The 17,080-nt window shown below is 66.5% G+C and carries 12 protein-coding genes; 6 read left to right on the top strand and 6 right to left on the bottom strand.

Annotated elements, in window-relative coordinates; genetic code table 11:
- Positions 1-83: 83 nt before the first annotated feature.
- Both AB0L63_RS09170 and AB0L63_RS09165 read right to left on the bottom strand, forming a co-directional pair.
- Entirely contained in the window at positions 84-2,780 is a 2,697-nt protein-coding gene (locus AB0L63_RS09170) for a DUF6049 family protein (RefSeq protein ID WP_364496971.1), read from the bottom strand.
- Positions 2,777-3,313 carry an NUDIX hydrolase gene (locus AB0L63_RS09165; protein WP_062981726.1) on the bottom strand — a complete coding sequence of 179 codons (537 nt, stop codon included), beginning with the start codon at positions 3,311-3,313 and terminating at the stop codon, positions 2,777-2,779. Before AB0L63_RS09165 ends, AB0L63_RS09170 begins: the two co-directional genes overlap by 4 nt.
- A gap of 263 nt (positions 3,314-3,576) precedes the next feature.
- Between AB0L63_RS09165 and AB0L63_RS09160 the strand changes: the two genes are divergently transcribed.
- Positions 3,577-5,007: a CCA tRNA nucleotidyltransferase gene (locus AB0L63_RS09160; RefSeq protein ID WP_364496968.1), complete on the top strand. Its 1,431-nt coding sequence runs from the start codon at positions 3,577-3,579 to the stop codon at positions 5,005-5,007.
- 18 nt (positions 5,008-5,025) lie between these two features.
- Here the strand turns inward: AB0L63_RS09160 and AB0L63_RS09155 are convergent, their stop codons facing one another.
- The gene (locus tag AB0L63_RS09155; protein ID WP_364496965.1) at positions 5,026-5,841 is read right to left on the bottom strand and encodes a hypothetical protein; all 816 of its coding nucleotides are present in this window, start codon (positions 5,839-5,841) and stop codon (positions 5,026-5,028) included.
- Positions 5,842-6,002: 161 nt separating this feature from the next.
- Between AB0L63_RS09155 and AB0L63_RS09150 the strand changes: the two genes are divergently transcribed.
- The 4 genes from AB0L63_RS09150 (at position 6,003) to AB0L63_RS09135 (ending at position 9,307) form a co-directional block, all read left to right on the top strand.
- Positions 6,003-6,401 (top strand): TOBE domain-containing protein, encoded by a 399-nt coding sequence (locus AB0L63_RS09150; RefSeq protein ID WP_364496962.1) that lies wholly within the window; start codon positions 6,003-6,005, stop codon positions 6,399-6,401.
- A complete protein-coding gene (gene modA / locus AB0L63_RS09145; RefSeq protein WP_364498124.1) occupies positions 6,398-7,159 on the top strand; it encodes a molybdate ABC transporter substrate-binding protein in 762 nt (253 codons plus the stop codon). The genes AB0L63_RS09150 and modA overlap by 4 nt, the downstream gene beginning before the upstream one ends.
- Entirely contained in the window at positions 7,159-8,031 is an 873-nt protein-coding gene (locus AB0L63_RS09140) for an ABC transporter permease (RefSeq protein WP_364496959.1), read from the top strand. The genes modA and AB0L63_RS09140 overlap by 1 nt, the downstream gene beginning before the upstream one ends.
- Positions 8,032-8,143: 112 nt before the next feature.
- Positions 8,144-9,307 (top strand): ATP-binding cassette domain-containing protein, encoded by a 1,164-nt coding sequence (locus AB0L63_RS09135; RefSeq protein ID WP_364496956.1) that lies wholly within the window; start codon positions 8,144-8,146, stop codon positions 9,305-9,307.
- 298 nt (positions 9,308-9,605) lie between these two features.
- On the opposite strand, the gene AB0L63_RS09130 is transcribed toward AB0L63_RS09135, so the two are convergent.
- Positions 9,606-13,268, bottom strand: a complete 3,663-nt coding sequence (locus AB0L63_RS09130; protein WP_364496953.1) for a hydantoinase B/oxoprolinase family protein — start codon at positions 13,266-13,268, stop codon at positions 9,606-9,608.
- Between the two features lie 85 nt (positions 13,269-13,353).
- The gene (locus AB0L63_RS09125; protein WP_364496950.1) at positions 13,354-14,973 is read right to left on the bottom strand and encodes a DUF4185 domain-containing protein; all 1,620 of its coding nucleotides are present in this window, start codon (positions 14,971-14,973) and stop codon (positions 13,354-13,356) included.
- Positions 14,974-15,077: 104 nt separating this feature from the next.
- On the opposite strand from AB0L63_RS09125, the gene AB0L63_RS09120 reads away from it, so the two are divergent.
- The gene (locus AB0L63_RS09120) at positions 15,078-15,578 is read left to right on the top strand and encodes a hypothetical protein (protein WP_364496947.1); all 501 of its coding nucleotides are present in this window, start codon (positions 15,078-15,080) and stop codon (positions 15,576-15,578) included.
- Here the strand turns inward: AB0L63_RS09120 and AB0L63_RS09115 are convergent.
- On the bottom strand, positions 15,568-16,920 hold the full coding sequence (locus tag AB0L63_RS09115) for an MFS transporter (RefSeq protein ID WP_364496944.1): 1,353 nt from the start codon (positions 16,918-16,920) through the stop codon (positions 15,568-15,570). The genes AB0L63_RS09120 and AB0L63_RS09115 overlap by 11 nt on opposite strands.
- Positions 16,921-17,080: the final 160 nt, after the last annotated feature.

Here is a 17,080-nt window from a genome sequence, read left to right as displayed (position 1 = left end):
TCGATCGGCGGCGGCCGACTGCTTGCCGGGCGACCGAACGAACACAGCGACGACAGCCGAGCACGAGCGAGGTGTCCTCGTACTCATCCCACCTCCTGCTGCTCCTGCTGTAGTACGCGCCTGCGCGCACGTCGGTACCTGTTCACCCGGCGCCGGGTGCCTGGATCGAAACCCTCGTCGGCCGGATCCGGCTGTCCGCGGAACCGACGCCACAACCGGCGCCCGGCCAACAGGAGCAGCAGTATTCCGGCACACGCCGTAATTATTGCCAAGGTCTGACCGTATGCGTTCGAACGCACCGAGACCGAGGTGGGATTGCCGAGTGGGACACCGTCTGACGTGGTAAGGGAGATCGGAATGACCAGGTTACGGCTGTCGGTGACCTCGGTCGGGATCTGGAACGACCGACTTCCGGTGGGAGGCAGCGTCTCTTCACCCGGATCGGTGATCTTTGTCTCCGTCGGCGCCTCGATCCGGAACCGCACCCGGATGGCGACCGGCAGATTGTTGCGCGCGACCAATAGCAATGGGCTCTGTTCGGAGGCCAAGGTGTACACCCCACCGGGCGGCAGCACGGTGACCGAACCGTAGAGCCGGTCCAATGTGCGGGTCGTCTGGTCGAGCCGGCGCTGGGCATAGGTATCCGGCTGTGCGGAATCGCCGGAGCGCCGGTCCGACAGGGTGAGCACGCGCAGCAGATCGTCGCGCAGCGGGGTCAGATATTGATTCGGTGACGGCTCGGCCGCGGGCACCTCGACGAGCGAGCGCATGAGATCGGTGATCCGGCGGGCCTGGTCGTGGACCGGCAGCAGGAAACTCTCCGATACCGCGTCGTGCGCGGCCTGCGGCAGATAGTCGGGTTCGTAGGGCTGTGGGTCGGGCGATTCGGTGACCAGTTCGGGGAGCGTACGCGGAGTCGCGAGGTTATTGCGCAGCAGCAGGTCGACCTGTTTCAGGATCGCGGTGGCCTCTTCCCGGTTCGCGCTCCACTGCTGCGGCGGAGCCAGTAAGAGCGAGCGCGGGCGGTTCGGCTCCGGGTTCAACGCGGTCCAGGTGATGGCGCCGAGTGCGTCCTGTAGGCGGGCCATCCTGGAGTCGTTGGTGACGTCGTAGCGGACGTGTGCCGGGGTGAAAGACGGGGTGGGCGGGTTGGAGCCGACCGCGGCAAGGGCGGTCGCGGACCAGATATCGAAGGTCGCCGCGTGCAATGCCGGATCGGTGGGCGCGGTCTGGGCGCTGGCCGGCGCCGGGCTCGTGGTCGGGGCGGACGTGCTTGTGGTCGGTGTACTGGTGGCGGACGGGGTCGGTGTCGCGCTGGTCTGCGGTTCCGGTGTCTGCACCGCGGTGACGGGCACCGGGGCGATCTCGGCGAGCCGGACCACATCCGGCGTGCTCGTCTCTGGCAGCGGCGGACTCGAGCTGCTCTGGTTGGCGGTGCTCTGACTACCGATGCCGCCGCGTCCGGTGGTTATCGGCTGCGAATCCGTCCAGGTACCGGCGGTGCCGAGCGGGACGGCACCGGTATCGGCCAGTACGGCGGTCCCGAATCCGTGGCCGCGCAACAACATTCCCGCGCTGTCATCGATACTGCCGGAATCCGGGATGCTCACCCCGCGCACCGACTTGGTGGCCAGAATCGAATCGACGATCTCGGCGGGTTCGTTCAGCGCCCGGGTGGACAGCTCGGGATCGTTGACGGCGGCCAGTGCCGTGACATCGACCTGCGCGAACGGCAGCGCGACCGTGCAGGTCGACGCGGCGACCGCGCGCAACCGGTCCAGCCAGGTCCGAGCCTGATCGGCGCCGGTGCCCGCCCTGGTCGCACCGTCCGGATCGGAAGGGCTGGCCAGCACGCGATAACCCTTGGTCATCACCTGTGCGGTGATCAACAGATCGGGATCGATCGCGACACAGACCGCCGAGGTCAGCGTCCGATCACGACTGGCCTGGTTGGTGCCGAGCACCGATTCCAAGGCCCCGAGCAATTGATCCAGCCGCCCGCCCTTGCCCAGCGATGCGGCCAGTTCGTCGTCGGTGAGCTCGGCTTTCCCGTTGAGTGGCCCGGTGACCCCTGCGACCAGCCGGGGACGGTCGGCCAGCGGCCACAGCAGAGTTGTCGCCACCGGGGTATCGGGGGCGGCGGGTACCGGCGAACTACCGTCGACGGTGGCTGGCACGCCGAGCACCGGAAGCAGGAACCGCGCGTCGTCGAGGCGGGCCTGGGTGCCATAGGCCGGTTCCCCGTTGACGTTCATCAGCAACGGATAAACGCCCGGCTTGGTGATATCGAGCGCCGCCGTACCGCTGTTGGAGCGCAACGGGATGCTGATCGTGAACTGTTTGCGCTGGCCGGGACTCAACCGATCGGCGATATCTTCGAACGGACCGGTCAGGTCGTAATTGACCTGGTCCAGTCGCAGGGTCGAGCGCAGCCCGCTCGGAGTCGACACCGCGGCGGCCCGCTGGATACGGACGCTGATGTCTTGCACCACCCGATCGCCGATATTGGTGACGGTGCCCGCGACCGTCAGCGTCGGATCGCTGGTGGTGGTCACCGCGGACGGATTCACCGAATCCAGGGTCAGCTTCAGGAATTTCGGCGACGACGAACTATTCGGCGTCGTCGGCTGGGCGGCGACGGGCTGGGCGAGCAAGACCGGAACCGCCGTCGCCGAGCCGAGAATGGTCAGGACCGTCGCGATGATCCGGAACAGGGCCACCCGTCGCCCGGCCACCACCCCCCACGGAATCGCTGCGCGATGCCGGAAAGTCTGGGTCATCGCTTGCCGGTCTCCATCCGGTCGATCATCCGGTTCGCCACTTCGGCCAGGCGCCGCTCGTCGGCATAGGCGAGCCGAGAGTCCAACTCGCTCAACGGAACCCACGCGACCTGCGTGACCTCGACGTCGGCGTCGGAGAGCTCACCACCGATGGAGCGCAGCAGATAATGATGCACGGTCTTGTGTACCCGGCGACCCTCGGTGACGAACCAGTAATCGATGCTGCCGAGTTCGGCGACCACGATCCCATTGATTCCGGTCTCCTCGGCGACCTCCCGGATCGCGGTCTGCTCGGGCGTCTCCCCCTCTTCGATATGTCCCTTGGGCAGCGACCACAGCAGTCTGCCACGCCGATCGGTTCGCCCGATCAGCGCCGCGCTGCGCTTATCGCTCGGCCCGTCCAACCCGTCGACAACGAGTCCACCCGCCGAGGTTTCCCGTACCGTGCGCATGCGCGGTTTTGCCGCGTTGGCGGCCGAACCGCGGCGCCGGGGCTGGCGGCGTCGACTGTTCGCGCGATCGGCCGGAGACACCACGCAATCCTACTGTGCTGAATTGCCGTGCCTCCGGCGCGCCGCGAACTCCTCGCTCGTAAGACCCGCTCCGTCGTGGTTGCGTGGTGTTATCAGCTCGGCTTGTGCCAAATGCGTTCCATATATAGGGAGGTGCATATAGGGAGGTGCGCAGGACGTCCCGGTAGGTGGATGCGCAGGCTGTCCGGCTGCGCTGGAATATCGGTTGTGTGGGCTCGGTAAGCTGCTACTTCGTGGTTTCGCCCAAGTCCGAGGATGCAGCGTTGGATCGACGTACCCGATTGCTGGCCGCGGCCGCGGTCACGCTGGGACGGTTGTCCGATGTGTTGACGCCGTTGGGCGAATTGTTCGCCGCGCGGGGGTTTGCGCTGTACCTGGTCGGGGGCAGTGTGCGGGATGCGGTGCTCGGACGGTTGGGCACGGATCTGGATTTCACCACCGATGCCAGGCCGGAGCAGGTGCAGGAGTTGTTGCGGGGGTGGGCCGATCATCTGTGGGATACCGGTGGGTTGGCATTCGGCACGGTGAGTGCGTCGAAGGCCGATCAGCAATTGGAGATCACCACCTTCCGCAGCGATACCTATGATCGGGTGTCGCGCAATCCCGAGGTCACCTTCGGTGATTCGCTCGAGGGTGATCTGGTGCGGCGTGATTTCACGGTCAATGCGATGGCGGTCAAGATCGGGGCCGATGGGTCGCTGGAGTTCGTCGATCCGCTCGGCGGGATGGATGCGCTGCTGGCCGGAAGGCTGGATACACCGGCGGCGCCGGAGGATTCGTTCAGCGACGATCCGTTGCGGATGCTGCGGGCGGCGCGTTTCGTCGCGCAGCTCGGCTTCGAACTACAGCCGCGGGTGCGCGCGGCGATCGTCGCGATGGCAAGTGAGATCGAGCGGATCACCGCGGAGCGGGTGCGTACCGAACTGGATAAGCTCATCGCCTCCGCGCATCCGATCGACGGCGTCAATGTGATGTGCGAGACGGGTCTGGCCCAGTTGGTGCTGCCCGAGGTGCCCGCGATGAAGCTGGAGATCGACGAGCACCACCAGCACAAGGATGTCTACTGGCATTCGCTGACCGTGTTGCAGCAGGCCATCGACCTGGAAGAGGGCGATCCCGATCTGGTGCTGCGCTGGGCCGCGCTACTGCACGACATCGGCAAGCCCGATACCAAGCGCAACGAACCGGGCGGTGGGGTCAGCTTCCATCACCATGAGGTGGTCGGCGCGAAAATGGTGCGCAAGCGGATGCGCGCGCTCAAGTACCCAAAGCAGTTCACCGAGGACGTGGCGCGACTGGTGTTCCTGCACTTGCGTTTTCACGGCTACGGCAAGGGCCAGTGGACCGATTCGGCGGTGCGACGCTACGTTACCGATGCCGGTGACCTGCTGCCACGGCTGCACAAACTGGTCCGCGCCGACTGCACCACCCGCAATAAGCGTCGCGCCGCCGCACTGCGCGGCACCTATGACGAGCTGGAGACGCGGATCGCCGGACTGCTGGCACAAGAGGATCTGGATCGGGTACGTCCGGACCTGGACGGTAACGCGATCATGGAACTGCTCGGCATTCCGGCAGGTCCGGAGGTCGGCAAGGCCTGGCGATTCCTGAAGGAGTTGCGCCTGGATCGCGGACCGCTCACCAGGGATGAGGCCGAGGCCGCGCTGCTGGAATGGTGGAAAACCCAGGTCTGAACGGAGTTCGCCGGTCGATCAGAAGATGACCAGTGTGGTGCCCGCCACAATGGCCGAGCGGATCTGGGCCAAATCGAACGATCCGGTGATGCCCAGCAGCTCTACTCGGAACCGGACCAGATCACCTTCGCAGGTGGCGTGCACGATGTGCGCGTCGTACGGCAGCCGATCCAGCAGGATCGGCGGCGCGGTCACCAGCATGCGCGGGATCCGGATGCCCAGCCAGTTCGCCCGGTGGATATCGACAGCGAGCAGGTTGTCGCGCACCTGCGCCTCCAGCAGCACGCTGATCGGGCGTTTTCGATGCTTCGCTCGGATCAATCCGCTCGCGTCCACGCCGAGCTTCCAATCGCGCTGCTGGGTATCGAGCCAGCCGACGAGCGCCTCGGTGGCGACCGTTCCGGTCAGGTCCAGCTGTTGCGCCCGCGCCTTCGTCGGCACGCCGGGCACCAGCCGGACGCCGTGTGCGGTCACGGTGACCTGCTCGATCGCGTAATCGTCCCAGTGCAGCCGGGACAGCACGGTCTTGGTCTGGAAATGCGCGCCGCGCCTACGCACCTTCAGCACCCGCAAGGTCGCGTGCAGATCGTGGCCGAGCAGGGTGGCGCTGACCTCTTGGCCGCCGAATCGGCTGAGAATGCCCTCGCTGAGCACGGTCATCAGCACGTCCGGCATGAGCGCGGTCACGGTGCCCGCGCCGAAGTCGGCCAATGGGTCCACCCAGGCGGTGGTGTAGGCGAGCCACTGCTCGAGCAGTGATTGATCGAAGAGGCGTTTACCCATGTCGACGGCCCGCATCGGTGACCATGACATCGGATCGAAGTACGTGGCCATGATTGTCCGAGCGTACTTGGCGTCGATGAACACGACCACGGTCGCACAGTGGGCAATCGTGTGTATCCACGGAATGACGTGCCTCGGTTGATGCCGACTTCATCCGTAGATACGGATAGAATTGCTTGGTCTGTCCGTATTTGCGGAACTATGCTGACCGGATGGCGACTCTCCGGATACGTGATGCGGCCGAACTGCTGGGGGTCAGCGATGACACCGTGCGGCGCTGGATCGATTCCGGCGTGCTGGCGGCGGATAAGGATGCCTCCGGTCGTCTGGTGATCGAGGGCAGGGAACTCGCGGCCCTGGCTGTCGAGCAGGCTCGGACCCCCCGGACTCGCCTCGGAAGTGCCAGTTCGGCACGCAATCGGTTTCCCGGATTGGTCACCCGTGTGGTGGCCGATACGGTCATGGCTCAGGTGGAGATGCAATGCGGACCGTTCACAGTGGTGTCGTTGATGAGCAGCGAGGCGGTGCGCGAACTCGGTTTGGAGCCGGGCAGTGTCGCCATGGCGAGTGTGAAGGCGACCACGGTCGTGGTCGAAACGGCCGCCGACTGAGACTTGCCGCACTTGCCTCGATTTCGGCGGTGCTGCTCGTGGCCGGTTGCGGATCCGGTGAAAGTGATAGTGCGAGTACGGATTCCGGGACCGTGACGGTCTTCGCTGCCGCTTCGTTGAAGCAGGTGTTCACCGGGCTCGGCCAGCAGTTCGAGGCGGCGCATCCGGGCTCGAAAGTGGAATTCTCGTTTGCGGGCTCCTCGGATCTCGCCGCGCAGATCTCGCAGGGCGCGCCCGCCGATATCTTCGCCGCGGCCGATCCGGTGACGATGGCGAAGGCGGTCGACACGGGCCGGATTACCGAGCCGACGCGGAACTTCGCCACCAATGTGCTGACCATTGTGACGGCACCTGGGAATCCGAAACACCTTGCCGGACTGCGGGATCTGGCACAGCCTGGTTTGCAGCTCGTGGTCTGCGCGCCGCAGGTGCCATGCGGGCGGGCCACCAAGAAGGTCACCGATTCCGCCGGGGTATCGCTCGCGCCGGTGAGCGAGGAATCGTCGGTGACCGATGTGCTGGCGAAGGTCACTTCCGGGCAGGCCGATGCCGGTGTGGTGTACGTGACCGATGCGGCGTCAGCGGGTGCGAAGGTGGCCATGGTGCCGATGCCGGAGGCGGCCGCGGCGGTCAATACGTATCCGATCGCGGTACTCGCGGATTCGAAACATGCGCAGCTGGCGCATGATTTCGAGAGCCTGGTGACCGGGCCGAAGGGCCGGGAAGCGTTGGCGGGAGCGGGATTCGGCGCACCGTGATGCGCCGACGATCGGTGACCACCGGATTGCCGCGCTGGCTGCTGCTGCCCGCCGCGGCCGGGTTCGCGCTGGTCGTGGTGCCTTTGTTCGCGTTGGCCTATGGCGTCGAATGGTCGCGCTTCTTCGATTCGGTGAGTACGAAGGCATCCCAGGACGCGCTGTGGTTGAGCCTGCGCACGGCGCTCGCGAGCACGGTGCTGTGTCTGGTGCTCGGGGTGCCGATGGCCGCGGTACTGGCCAGGGGAACGTGGCGCGGGCTGCCGCTGTTGCGGGCAATGGTGTTGCTGCCCTTGGTGTTACCGCCGGTGGTCGGTGGCATCGCGCTGTTGTACACGTTCGGTCGGAAAGGATTGATCGGCAAGCATCTGGAGGTGGCCGGAATCCACATCGCCTTCAGTACGACGGCCGTGGTGCTTGCCCAGACCTTTGTGGCATTGCCGTTTCTGGTGCTCACGCTGGAGGCGGCGATGCGGACCGCGGGGTCGCGCTACGAACAGATCGCCGCGACACTCGGTGCCGGTCCGACGACGGTCTATTGGCGAGTCACCCTTCCCCTGCTGCGCCCCGCGCTGATTTCCGGTGCGGTACTGGCCTTCGCCCGTGCCCTGGGCGAATTCGGTGCGACTATCACCTTCGCGGGCAGTCTGCAGGGGCGTACCCGCACCTTGCCATTGGAGATCTACCTCGAACGCGAGGCGGATCCGGCCGCGGCGGTGGCGCTTTCATTCGTGCTGGTTGTCGTTGCCGTGTTGATCGTGCTCATCGCTTACCGCAGGTCAGGGGTGATGCCAGGGCCGGGGACGGTGCTGCGGAGCAGTTCGCTGAACAACCGCGCGGCACCGCCCGAGCTGGTTGCGGGGACTGATCGGTGATGCGCGCTGGTCGAATCTCACGGGTCGTTGCGCATGGTGCGAATACCGGGCTGGTGGGGGCGATGAGATACCCGATCTCCTCGGTGTGCGGTCGTCGAGCGGCGGTCGACCGATGATGCGGTATCTGCGGCGCGCGAATGCGCGTCGCGAGTCGCCGGTATCGACGGTGGCCGAGGGGTCCGGACTCGCGGTTTCGGCGCGACTGGCCGACCGCGATTTCGACGTGGAATTCGACATGGCCGATGGTGAGGTGCTCGCGGTCCTCGGACCGAACGGTGCGGGGAAGTCGACCTTGCTGGAGGTCGTGGCCGGCCTGGTGCGACCGGATGCGGGACGGGTGCGACTCGCCACCCGGGTGCTGACCGATACCGCGAAAGACATTGCGGTGCCGCCACATCGGCGCGGCGTCGCGCTACTCGCACAGGAGGCAATGCTATTTCCGCATCTGACCGTCGCGCAGAATGTGGCATTCGGACCGCGCAGTGGTGGGTTGTCGGCGCGGGCCGCGCGTGCGGTCGCGCTGGAGTGGCTGACGGCTGTCGACGCGGTGGAGTTGGCCGCGCGCAAGCCGGGTGAACTGTCGGGTGGGCAGGCACAGCGGGTTGCGTTGGCGCGGGCCTTGGCGGTCGATCCGCAATTACTGCTGCTGGACGAACCGATGGCGGCGTTGGATGTGGCGGTGGCTCCTGCCATGCGGGCGCTATTGCGCCGGGTGCTTTGCGCACCGGGCGATGGTGCGCGGCGCGGCGCGATGCTGGTCACCCACGACATCATCGACGCGTTGACCCTGGCCGATCGGCTGCTGGTGATCGAATCGGGTCGCGTGGTCGAATCCGGTCCGGTGGCAACGGTTCTGGCGCGGCCCCGCAGCGCCTTCGCGGCTCGCATCGCCGGGGTCAATCTGATCGTCGGTACGGCCGGTGCGGGCAGTGCCGAGCGCGAGGGCGTGGTGCTCGCCGAGGACGTGGCGGTATACGGTCGGGCCGAAGACGCCTGGCCGCCGGACGGGCGGGCCGCGGCGGTCTTCTCCCCCACCGCGGTATCGGTGCATCGGGCAGCGCCGGAAGGCAGCGCGCGCAATACCTTCGGTGTCCAGATCGCGGAACTCACCGATCGTGGTGGGATCATTCGCGTGCAGGCGACGAATCGACCGGACGGCTCTGCCGGTTTGGTCGCCGATGTCACCCCGGCGGCCGCCGCCGAGCTCGACCTGGCTCCTGGCCGTTCGGTGTATTTCGCGGTCAAGGCGGCGGAGGTTCAGGTCTACCCGTGTTGATCCGCTGGTCGCCGCCCGATTCGGCCCAGCCGCGTCGGCGCAGGACATAGTCTGAGCTGGCGTTACCGCTACGAGCTGGGCTGGTGTACGGCTGGCTGTGCCGGGTGGCGGCAAACGCCTTCAGTCATCCGCGCAGGACCGATAGTGCGCTGTCCACCCGAGTTCCGCCATGGGCCGCATCATCCAGGCGTGCACGGTCAATGGCTTTGGCGTGCCGAAGGTTTCGGCGACCAGCCGGACGTGTCCGCGGAAGCTGAGCGGGGGCGTCGTCCATGATGTCGTAGGCGGCATCGGGCTTTCAGTTCCCGTATCCGCCACCACCGGGCGTCTCGATGACCAGCACGTCCCCGGGCTCTAGGTGCGCCGAATCCGCGCCGCGCAGGTGCTGCACGGTGCCATCGACACGCTCGATCCGGTTACGTCCGAGTGCACCGGGCGCGCCGCCCGCCATGCCGTACGGCGGCACCCGACGGTGACTCGACAGCGTCGAGACCGCTACCGCTTCGGTGAACCGCAGCCGACGCACCGCACCGTCACCGCCGCGCCATCGACCGGTGCCCCCGCTGCCCGCGCGTACCGAAAACTCCTCGAGCAGCACCGGTAGCCGCCACTCCAGCACCTCCGGATCGGTGAGCCGGGAGTTGGTCATATGGGTCTGGACCACCGGCGCGCCGTCGAAGCCGTCGCCCGCGCCGGATCCGGATCCGATCGTCTCGTAGTACTGGCTGCGATCATTGCCGAAGGTGATGTTGTTCATCGTGCCAGAACCCTCGGCCTGCACCCCGAGCGCCGCGTACAGCGCGCCGGTAATCGCCTGGGAGGTTTCGACATTGCCCGCGACGACCGCGGCGGGCGGTTCGGGCGCGAGCATCGAACCGGGCGGCACGATGATCCGCAGTGGTCGCAGACAGCCGTCGTTGAGCGGGATATCGTCGGCGACCAGGGTGCGGAAGACATAGAGAACTGCCGCGTTCGCAACGGCGTACGGCGCGTTGAAGTTACCGTCGAGCTGCGCCGAGGTGCCGCTGAAATCGATGGTGGCGCTGCGGTTTTCCCGATCCACGGTGACCCGAACGCAAATGGTCGCACCCAGATCGGTCACATAGGCGTATTCGCCGTCGTCGAGCGCATCGATGACGCGCCGTACGGACTCCTCGGCGTTGTCCTGCACATGCCGCATATACGCCTCGACGACATCGAGTCCGAAGTGCCCGATCATCTTCCGTACTTCTTCGACGCCCTTGGCATTGGCGGCGATCTGGGCGCGCAGATCGGCGAGGTTGGTGGCCGGATTGCGGGACGGGTACGGCGCCTCGGTCAGCAATCGCAGCGTTTCGTTCTCCCGGAACCTGCCGTCCTCGACGAGCAGCCAGTTGTCGAAGATGACGCCCTCCTCCTCGATGCGACGGCTGTTCGCCGGCATCGAACCCGGCGCGATACCGCCGATCTCGGCGTGATGGCCGCGCGAGGCGACATAGAAGAGGATTTCGGTGCCCGTGGTGTCGAAGACCGGCGTGATCACCGTGACATCGGGCAGATGGGTGCCGCCGTGGTAGGGATCGTTGACCGCATAGGTGTCGCCGGGGCGCATGCCCTCGGCCTGCCTGCGCCGGATGACCTCCTTGACGCTGGTGCCCATCGAGCCGAGATGGACCGGAATATGCGGGGCATTGGCGACGAGATTGCCGTCGGGATCGAAGAGTGCGCACGAGAAGTCCAGGCGCTCTTTGATATTGACCGATTGCGCGGTCGACTCCAGACGCGCGCCCATCTGCTCGGCGATGGACATGAACAGATTGTTGAAAACCTCGAGCAGTACCGGATCCGCTTCGGTGGCGGGAGCGACGGTCCTGGAGGAGGTAGCTTGCGTAACCACGGAGGGTTCCGCGGACACCCCCATCGACACAGCGCCGGCCTCCGGTCCGGCCGCGGCCTCGACCCGTTCCATGATCAGATGTCCGAGGTCGTTCACCACGGCATGCCAGCCGTTGTCGACGACTGTGGTCGAGTTGGCCTCGGTAATGATCGCAGGCCCGCGCACCGCCCGACCTGGCACCAATTCCGCACGCCGATAAAGGAATACCTCGCGCAGAGCGCCACCGGTATGCAGTCGCACCGCTTCCGGTTCGCCGGCGGTCGCGGGCGGCCCGGCCAGGTCGGCGAGATCGGGGGGTTCGGTCAGTCCGGTCGCCTCGACCGAAAGCGCCTCGATCACAATCGGGCGGTCCAGTACAAAGGAGTAGGTGCTGCGGTGGCGTTCGACGAAATCCGCTGCCATCCGTGCCGGTTCGGTGAGTTCGATGGTGAGCGTCGTGTCGGTGCCGTCGTAGCGCAGCTGGGCGCGCCGCGCGATACGCACCCGGTGCGCCGGCACGTCCTCACCGAGTAGTTCGGCGCGCGCGACGGCCTCCAGATCATCGGCGATCTCGACGACACGGTCCATCGACTCATCGCGCAGCGGCAACTCCACCGAACGTTCGCGCATGGCGGTGGTATCGGCGAGACCGATTCCAAGGGCCGAGAGCACACCGGCCATGGGCGGCACCACCACGGTGCGAATGCCGAGGGAATCGGCCACCTTACAGGCGAGTTGGCCGCCCGCGCCGCCGAAGGTGGTCAGCGCGTACCGGGTCACATCGTGGCCCTTCTGCACCGAGATTCGCTTGACGGCGGCCGCGATATTGGCGACCGCGATGTCGAGATAGCCCTCGGCGACCTGCTCCGGGGTGCGATCGTCGCCGGTGCTCTTCGTGATTTCGGCCGCGAGTTCCACGAATCGCTCGCGCACCAGCGCATCATCGAGCGGCGCATTGCCGTCCGGTCCGAAAACCCGCGGAAAATGTGCGGATTGGATGCGGCCGAGCATCACATTGGCATCGGTGACGGTCAGCGGCCCGCCGCCGCGATAACAGGCCGGTCCGGGTGCCGCGCCCGCGGAATCGGGTCCGACGCGGTAGCGGCTGCCGTCGAAGTGCAGGATCGAACCACCGCCCGCCGCGACGGTATGGATATCGAGCATCGGCGCGCGCAACCGGACACCGGCGATCTGCGTGATGAACACCCGCTCGTATTCACCAGCGAAATGCGATACGTCCGTGGAGGTTCCACCCATATCGAAACCGATGACCCGGTGGAATCCGGCGAGTTCGGACATCCGCACCATGCCGACGATGCCGCCCGCCGGACCGGACAGGATGGCGTCCTTGCCGCGGAACTGTCCGGCCTCGGTGAGTCCGCCATTGGACTGCATGAACATCAGCCGCACGCCGGTGAGTTGGTCGGCGACCTGTTGGACATAGCGGCGCAGCACCGGCGAGAGATAGGCGTCCACCACCGTGGTATCCCCGCGCGGCACCAGTTTCATCAGCGGGCTCACCTCGCTGGACAGCGAGATCTGCGGAAATCCGATCGCGGCGGCGACCCGGCCGATCGCCTGTTCGTGCTCCGGATACAGATGCGAATGCATGCAGACGACGGCGATGGCACGAATACCGCTGTCGTACAGCGGCTTCAGTTCTGCGGCGAGGGCGTCGAGATCCGGTGCTGCGAGCACCGTGCCGTCCGCCATGACGCGCTCGTCCACCTCGATCACGTGCTCGTGCAACAACTCCGGTAGCACGATTTCCCGCGCGAAAATCCGCGGCCGATTCTGATAGGCGATGCGCAGTGCGTCACGGAAGCCACGGGTGATGACCAGCACCGTGCGTTCCCCCTTGCGCTCGAGCAGCGCGTTGGTCGCGACCGTCGTACCCATCCGGACGGCATCGATCGCGGCGGCGCCGCCCGCGTCGGCGAGGATTTCGCGAATGCCCGCCACCGCGGAGTCGGCGTAGCGCGCCGGATTCTCCGAGAGCAGCTTGTGTGTGACGAGTGTGCCATCGGGGCGTCGGGCCACCACATCGGTGAAGGTGCCGCCCCGATCGATCCAGAACTGCCAGCCCGGCCCGGGCGCGCCGGTCACCGGAGCCGCCGGTGTGGGATGCGTATGCGCTGGTCGATCACATCCGCACCATACCGAATCACCGTAGGCGCGGATCCGGGCCCGATCAGTGCGGCGGATCGAGTTTCGCGTGCATGAGATACACGTTGTAGCTATCCCACGCCGAGATGGTGAAGTACAGATCCTCGCTGGTCGACCATGGATGGATGAAGCCGCCGTAGGCCTTCGGATAGTCGTCGGTCGAGACCAGCGCGACACCATCGGTCCAGGCGCCCTGCGGGCTCGCCGCGGTCCGCATCACGATCGCACCACGCGCCGAATCCAGGTAAACCATCTGCCACTGTTCGGTGCCGGAGTCGAAGCGCACCGACAACTCGCTGGCTATACCGACAACCAACGGTGTGGCCTGGTTTTCGGCCGCGGGTGCCCAGGTGCCGCCGACCCAGTACTGATAGGCGGACTTGTTCAGCACCTCCGTCTTCGGCACCCTGGCCAGACCGATTACGCCGACCCGGCCGTTGGGCGTGCCGAACATATAGACGTAATCGCCCTGCGGCACCATGGCTGCCACCTGGAACCGGCCGAGTCCGAAGACGTTGTCCCACCTGGCGTACTGATCCTTGACCCAGGTGCGGCCGTTGTCGTCGGAGTAGGCGAGCCCGCCGTAATTGGTCGACCACAGACCGGGGATGCGGCCCCAGTGGTTCACCGACATATAGCTCATGAACTGGCGCTGTCCGATCGCGAACCCGGAGGTCGGGATGGTGGTCGTCTCCCAGTTCTTGATCTTGCGACTGGACAGCAGTTCGGTCGCGTGACAACGGCTGTCCTGCACCATGGTGTCGATGGTGAGGCCGTCGGAGAGGTCGCGGTCGGTGCTGTAGCCGAGCACATTGCTACGCCAGTCGGGTCCGCCAACGCCACCACTGGTCCAACCATCGCCGAAGGTGTCGCCGAAGGCCACGGCGACCTCACCCGGTTTGGTCTCCCAGATGATGCCGAGGTCGGTGCCGTCGACCTGCCAGCGCATATCGGTGCGGTTCGCCGAACCGTGCCCGGTCACCTGACCGACCAGGGCCACCGACTCCACCAGCGGTGGGGCAATGGCGGCGGTCAGCGTTCCGGGTTCGGCCGGGTGCACGACCGGCGGCGGCGCGGGTTGCGGTTCGGGTACCTCGCCGCCGGGCACCGGGATCGGAATGGGTTCGATCTCCGGACGGATTTCTATGCGCGGCAGGCGGATCGCGGCGGAACCCGAGCTCGATCCGGATCCGGAACCGGAGCGCGACCCGGTGTCGGGCGCGCCCTTCGGGTCCGGATCGGTGGCGGGATCCGGCGGTTTCGGCGTATCCCGGATATCCGGGCACGGGTTGCGGCACGGGTCGGTCGGCAGCGGCTCCGGATCGATCCGGGTGTTGTCCGGCGGCGGATCAGGGACCGGAACCGGCGTGATCTCGGGAACCGGCACCGGAATATCGATCTGCGGCGGCAGCTGGGGCAGCGGCGGAGGCGGCGGTGCGTTCGGGTCCGGCTCCCGGTTCAAGGGGTCGAATCCGATCTCGCCGCAACTGTTCATCGGCGGCGGCGCCCACGGATGCTGTGCGGCCTGCGCGACGGGAGTCGGTACAGTCAGTGCACCGGCCAGCAGTACACCGAGGATTGCGGGCGCACAGGGATATTTGGCCGCCGACGCGTACACGCGCGTACCGCTCGGCCGAAATCCCATCCCTGGTTGACTCCCTGTCGATTCGGGTCGATGGGAGATCAACTTACCCGACCGAATCGCGCTGGGGGTGGAACCGGACGGTGCGCAGTCGCGTCCAAACGAATATGAACGAGATCGAGTACGTATTCGGGACCGGTGACGGCACGGTGCACGTCTGGACCGGTCCGGCGGATCTGGATCTATCCGGGTCCGGCATGAACGACGCGGTGGCACTCGACTTCGACGGCGATGGCCTGGTCGATGACGTGCTGTGGGATTCGCACGGCACCGGCATTGCCGATGTGGCCGGGCTGGATCTCGACGATGACGGTGTGCCCGACCATTTCTTCACCGATCCGACCGGCAACGGCACCTGGAATCACCAGATCACCGGCAGCCCGGACGATGCGGGCAGCGAACAGTTGGCCTGGATCGAGCGCACCGAGCCGGAGCCGGACCATCTCGCCGCCAACGAATTCGGCGCGGCCTTGTCCGATAACGATGAGCCGACACCGGATTCGCGCTGGTCGGAGCCGGCCCCGATCGAACAGGCCGCCGCGCTGCGGGATCATCGCACCTGGTCGGGCGATGAATCCGGCTACCCGACACGGCCGTTCAGCGAGTGACCGGCGCGCGTCTATTGTTCACGGCAATGGCCGCTACTCCCGCGCAATAGATTCCGGCGCCGACCAGCACCACCGTGATCGACCGCCCATCTGCCGGGATAACCAATGCGGTGAGCGCGATCGCCAGGACGAACGCGATATTGAATACGGTGTCCTGCAATGCGAATACCTGACCACGCCTGGTGTCATCGATATCCATCTGCATGGACGCATCGCCGGTCAGTTTGATGGTCTGCCCGGCGAGCCCGAACAGGAATGCCGCGACCAGCAGCAATTGATGCGCCCGATGCGCCGCGGTCCCCGCCGTCGCGATCGCGGTCGGCGTGACCAGCGCCAACTGCACCACGGTCGCGGTCAACAGCCCGAGCACCACCGTGCGCGACCGGCCGAGCCGCGGAATCAACACCGGTGCTACGACCGCCGCCACCAGCATCCCCGCCGCGGTACAGCCGATAGTGAGCCCGAACCGGGTCAGCCCGGTATTCGCACCACCGCCGTCGACGGGCGCCTGTCGCAGGACCAGCACCATGATCAGCGTATTGGTGCCGAATACGATCCGATGTGTGCCGATGCCGATCATCGCGGTGGTGACCCGAACCGCTCCCCAGACCGCGGCCGCACCGTGACGCAGACCGGTCGCGATCGCGTGCACCGTACTTTCGCGCGCCGCGGTCCCCGGCGCCGGACCGAGCACCCCGGCCCCGAATCCCACCGCGAATACCGCACCGCAAACCGACCACACAGCACTGATAGCCACCGCGACTGCCGACGCGAAATTACCCGCGCCGATCCATCCGATGATCGCGACCGCGGCGGCGGCACCGACACCGGCACATCCGGACGCCACCGTGGCGAGCACCGAATTCGCGGGCACTAGCCAGTGCGGATCGAGCACCCTCGGCAGCGCCGCGGACACGCCAGCGAGCACAAACCTGCTGACCCCGACAACGGCGAGCGCGAGCAACAACAACGGTGTCGCACTACTGACTGCCAACAGCCCGACGCCCACCGCACCGATCAGCACCGCCCGCACCACATTGGCCACCAGCAGCACCGCCCGCCGATCCCAGCGGTCCAGCAGCGCACCGGCATACGGCCCGATCAGTGAATACGGCAGCAACAAGACCGCGAATGCGGCCGCGATGGCGAGCGGATCGGTCTCCCGTTCCGGGTTGAACAGAATGGCACCCGACAGCGCCGCCTGAAACATGCCGTCACCGAACTGACCGGTAAAGCGGATCAGCGCCAAACGCACTACGCCGGGACTCTCGCGCAGCGCCGTCGATAGCGAAACCGGCCGTTCATCCGCGGGAGTGGAGCCTTCGGGGCGACCAGTAGACACGCCCAGAGGCTACTGGTTTTTGGCCGCGCGGGCTGTGTTGGATTTGCCGCGCGGGCGCGGCGTGTTCGCGGCCCCCTGCTGTCTCGCGTCCGAGCCGTCGAGACTCGCGCCTGCGGCGCATGCGCTTCGACGACTCGGACGCGAGACGGGCCGCGAACTC

The sequence above is a fragment of the Nocardia sp. NPDC051990 genome (genome assembly GCF_040680755.1).
Classification (GTDB): Bacteria; Actinomycetota; Actinomycetes; order Mycobacteriales; family Mycobacteriaceae; genus Nocardia.
Note: the sequence above shows the minus strand (reverse complement) of the source record. Positions and strands in the feature narration are given on the sequence as shown.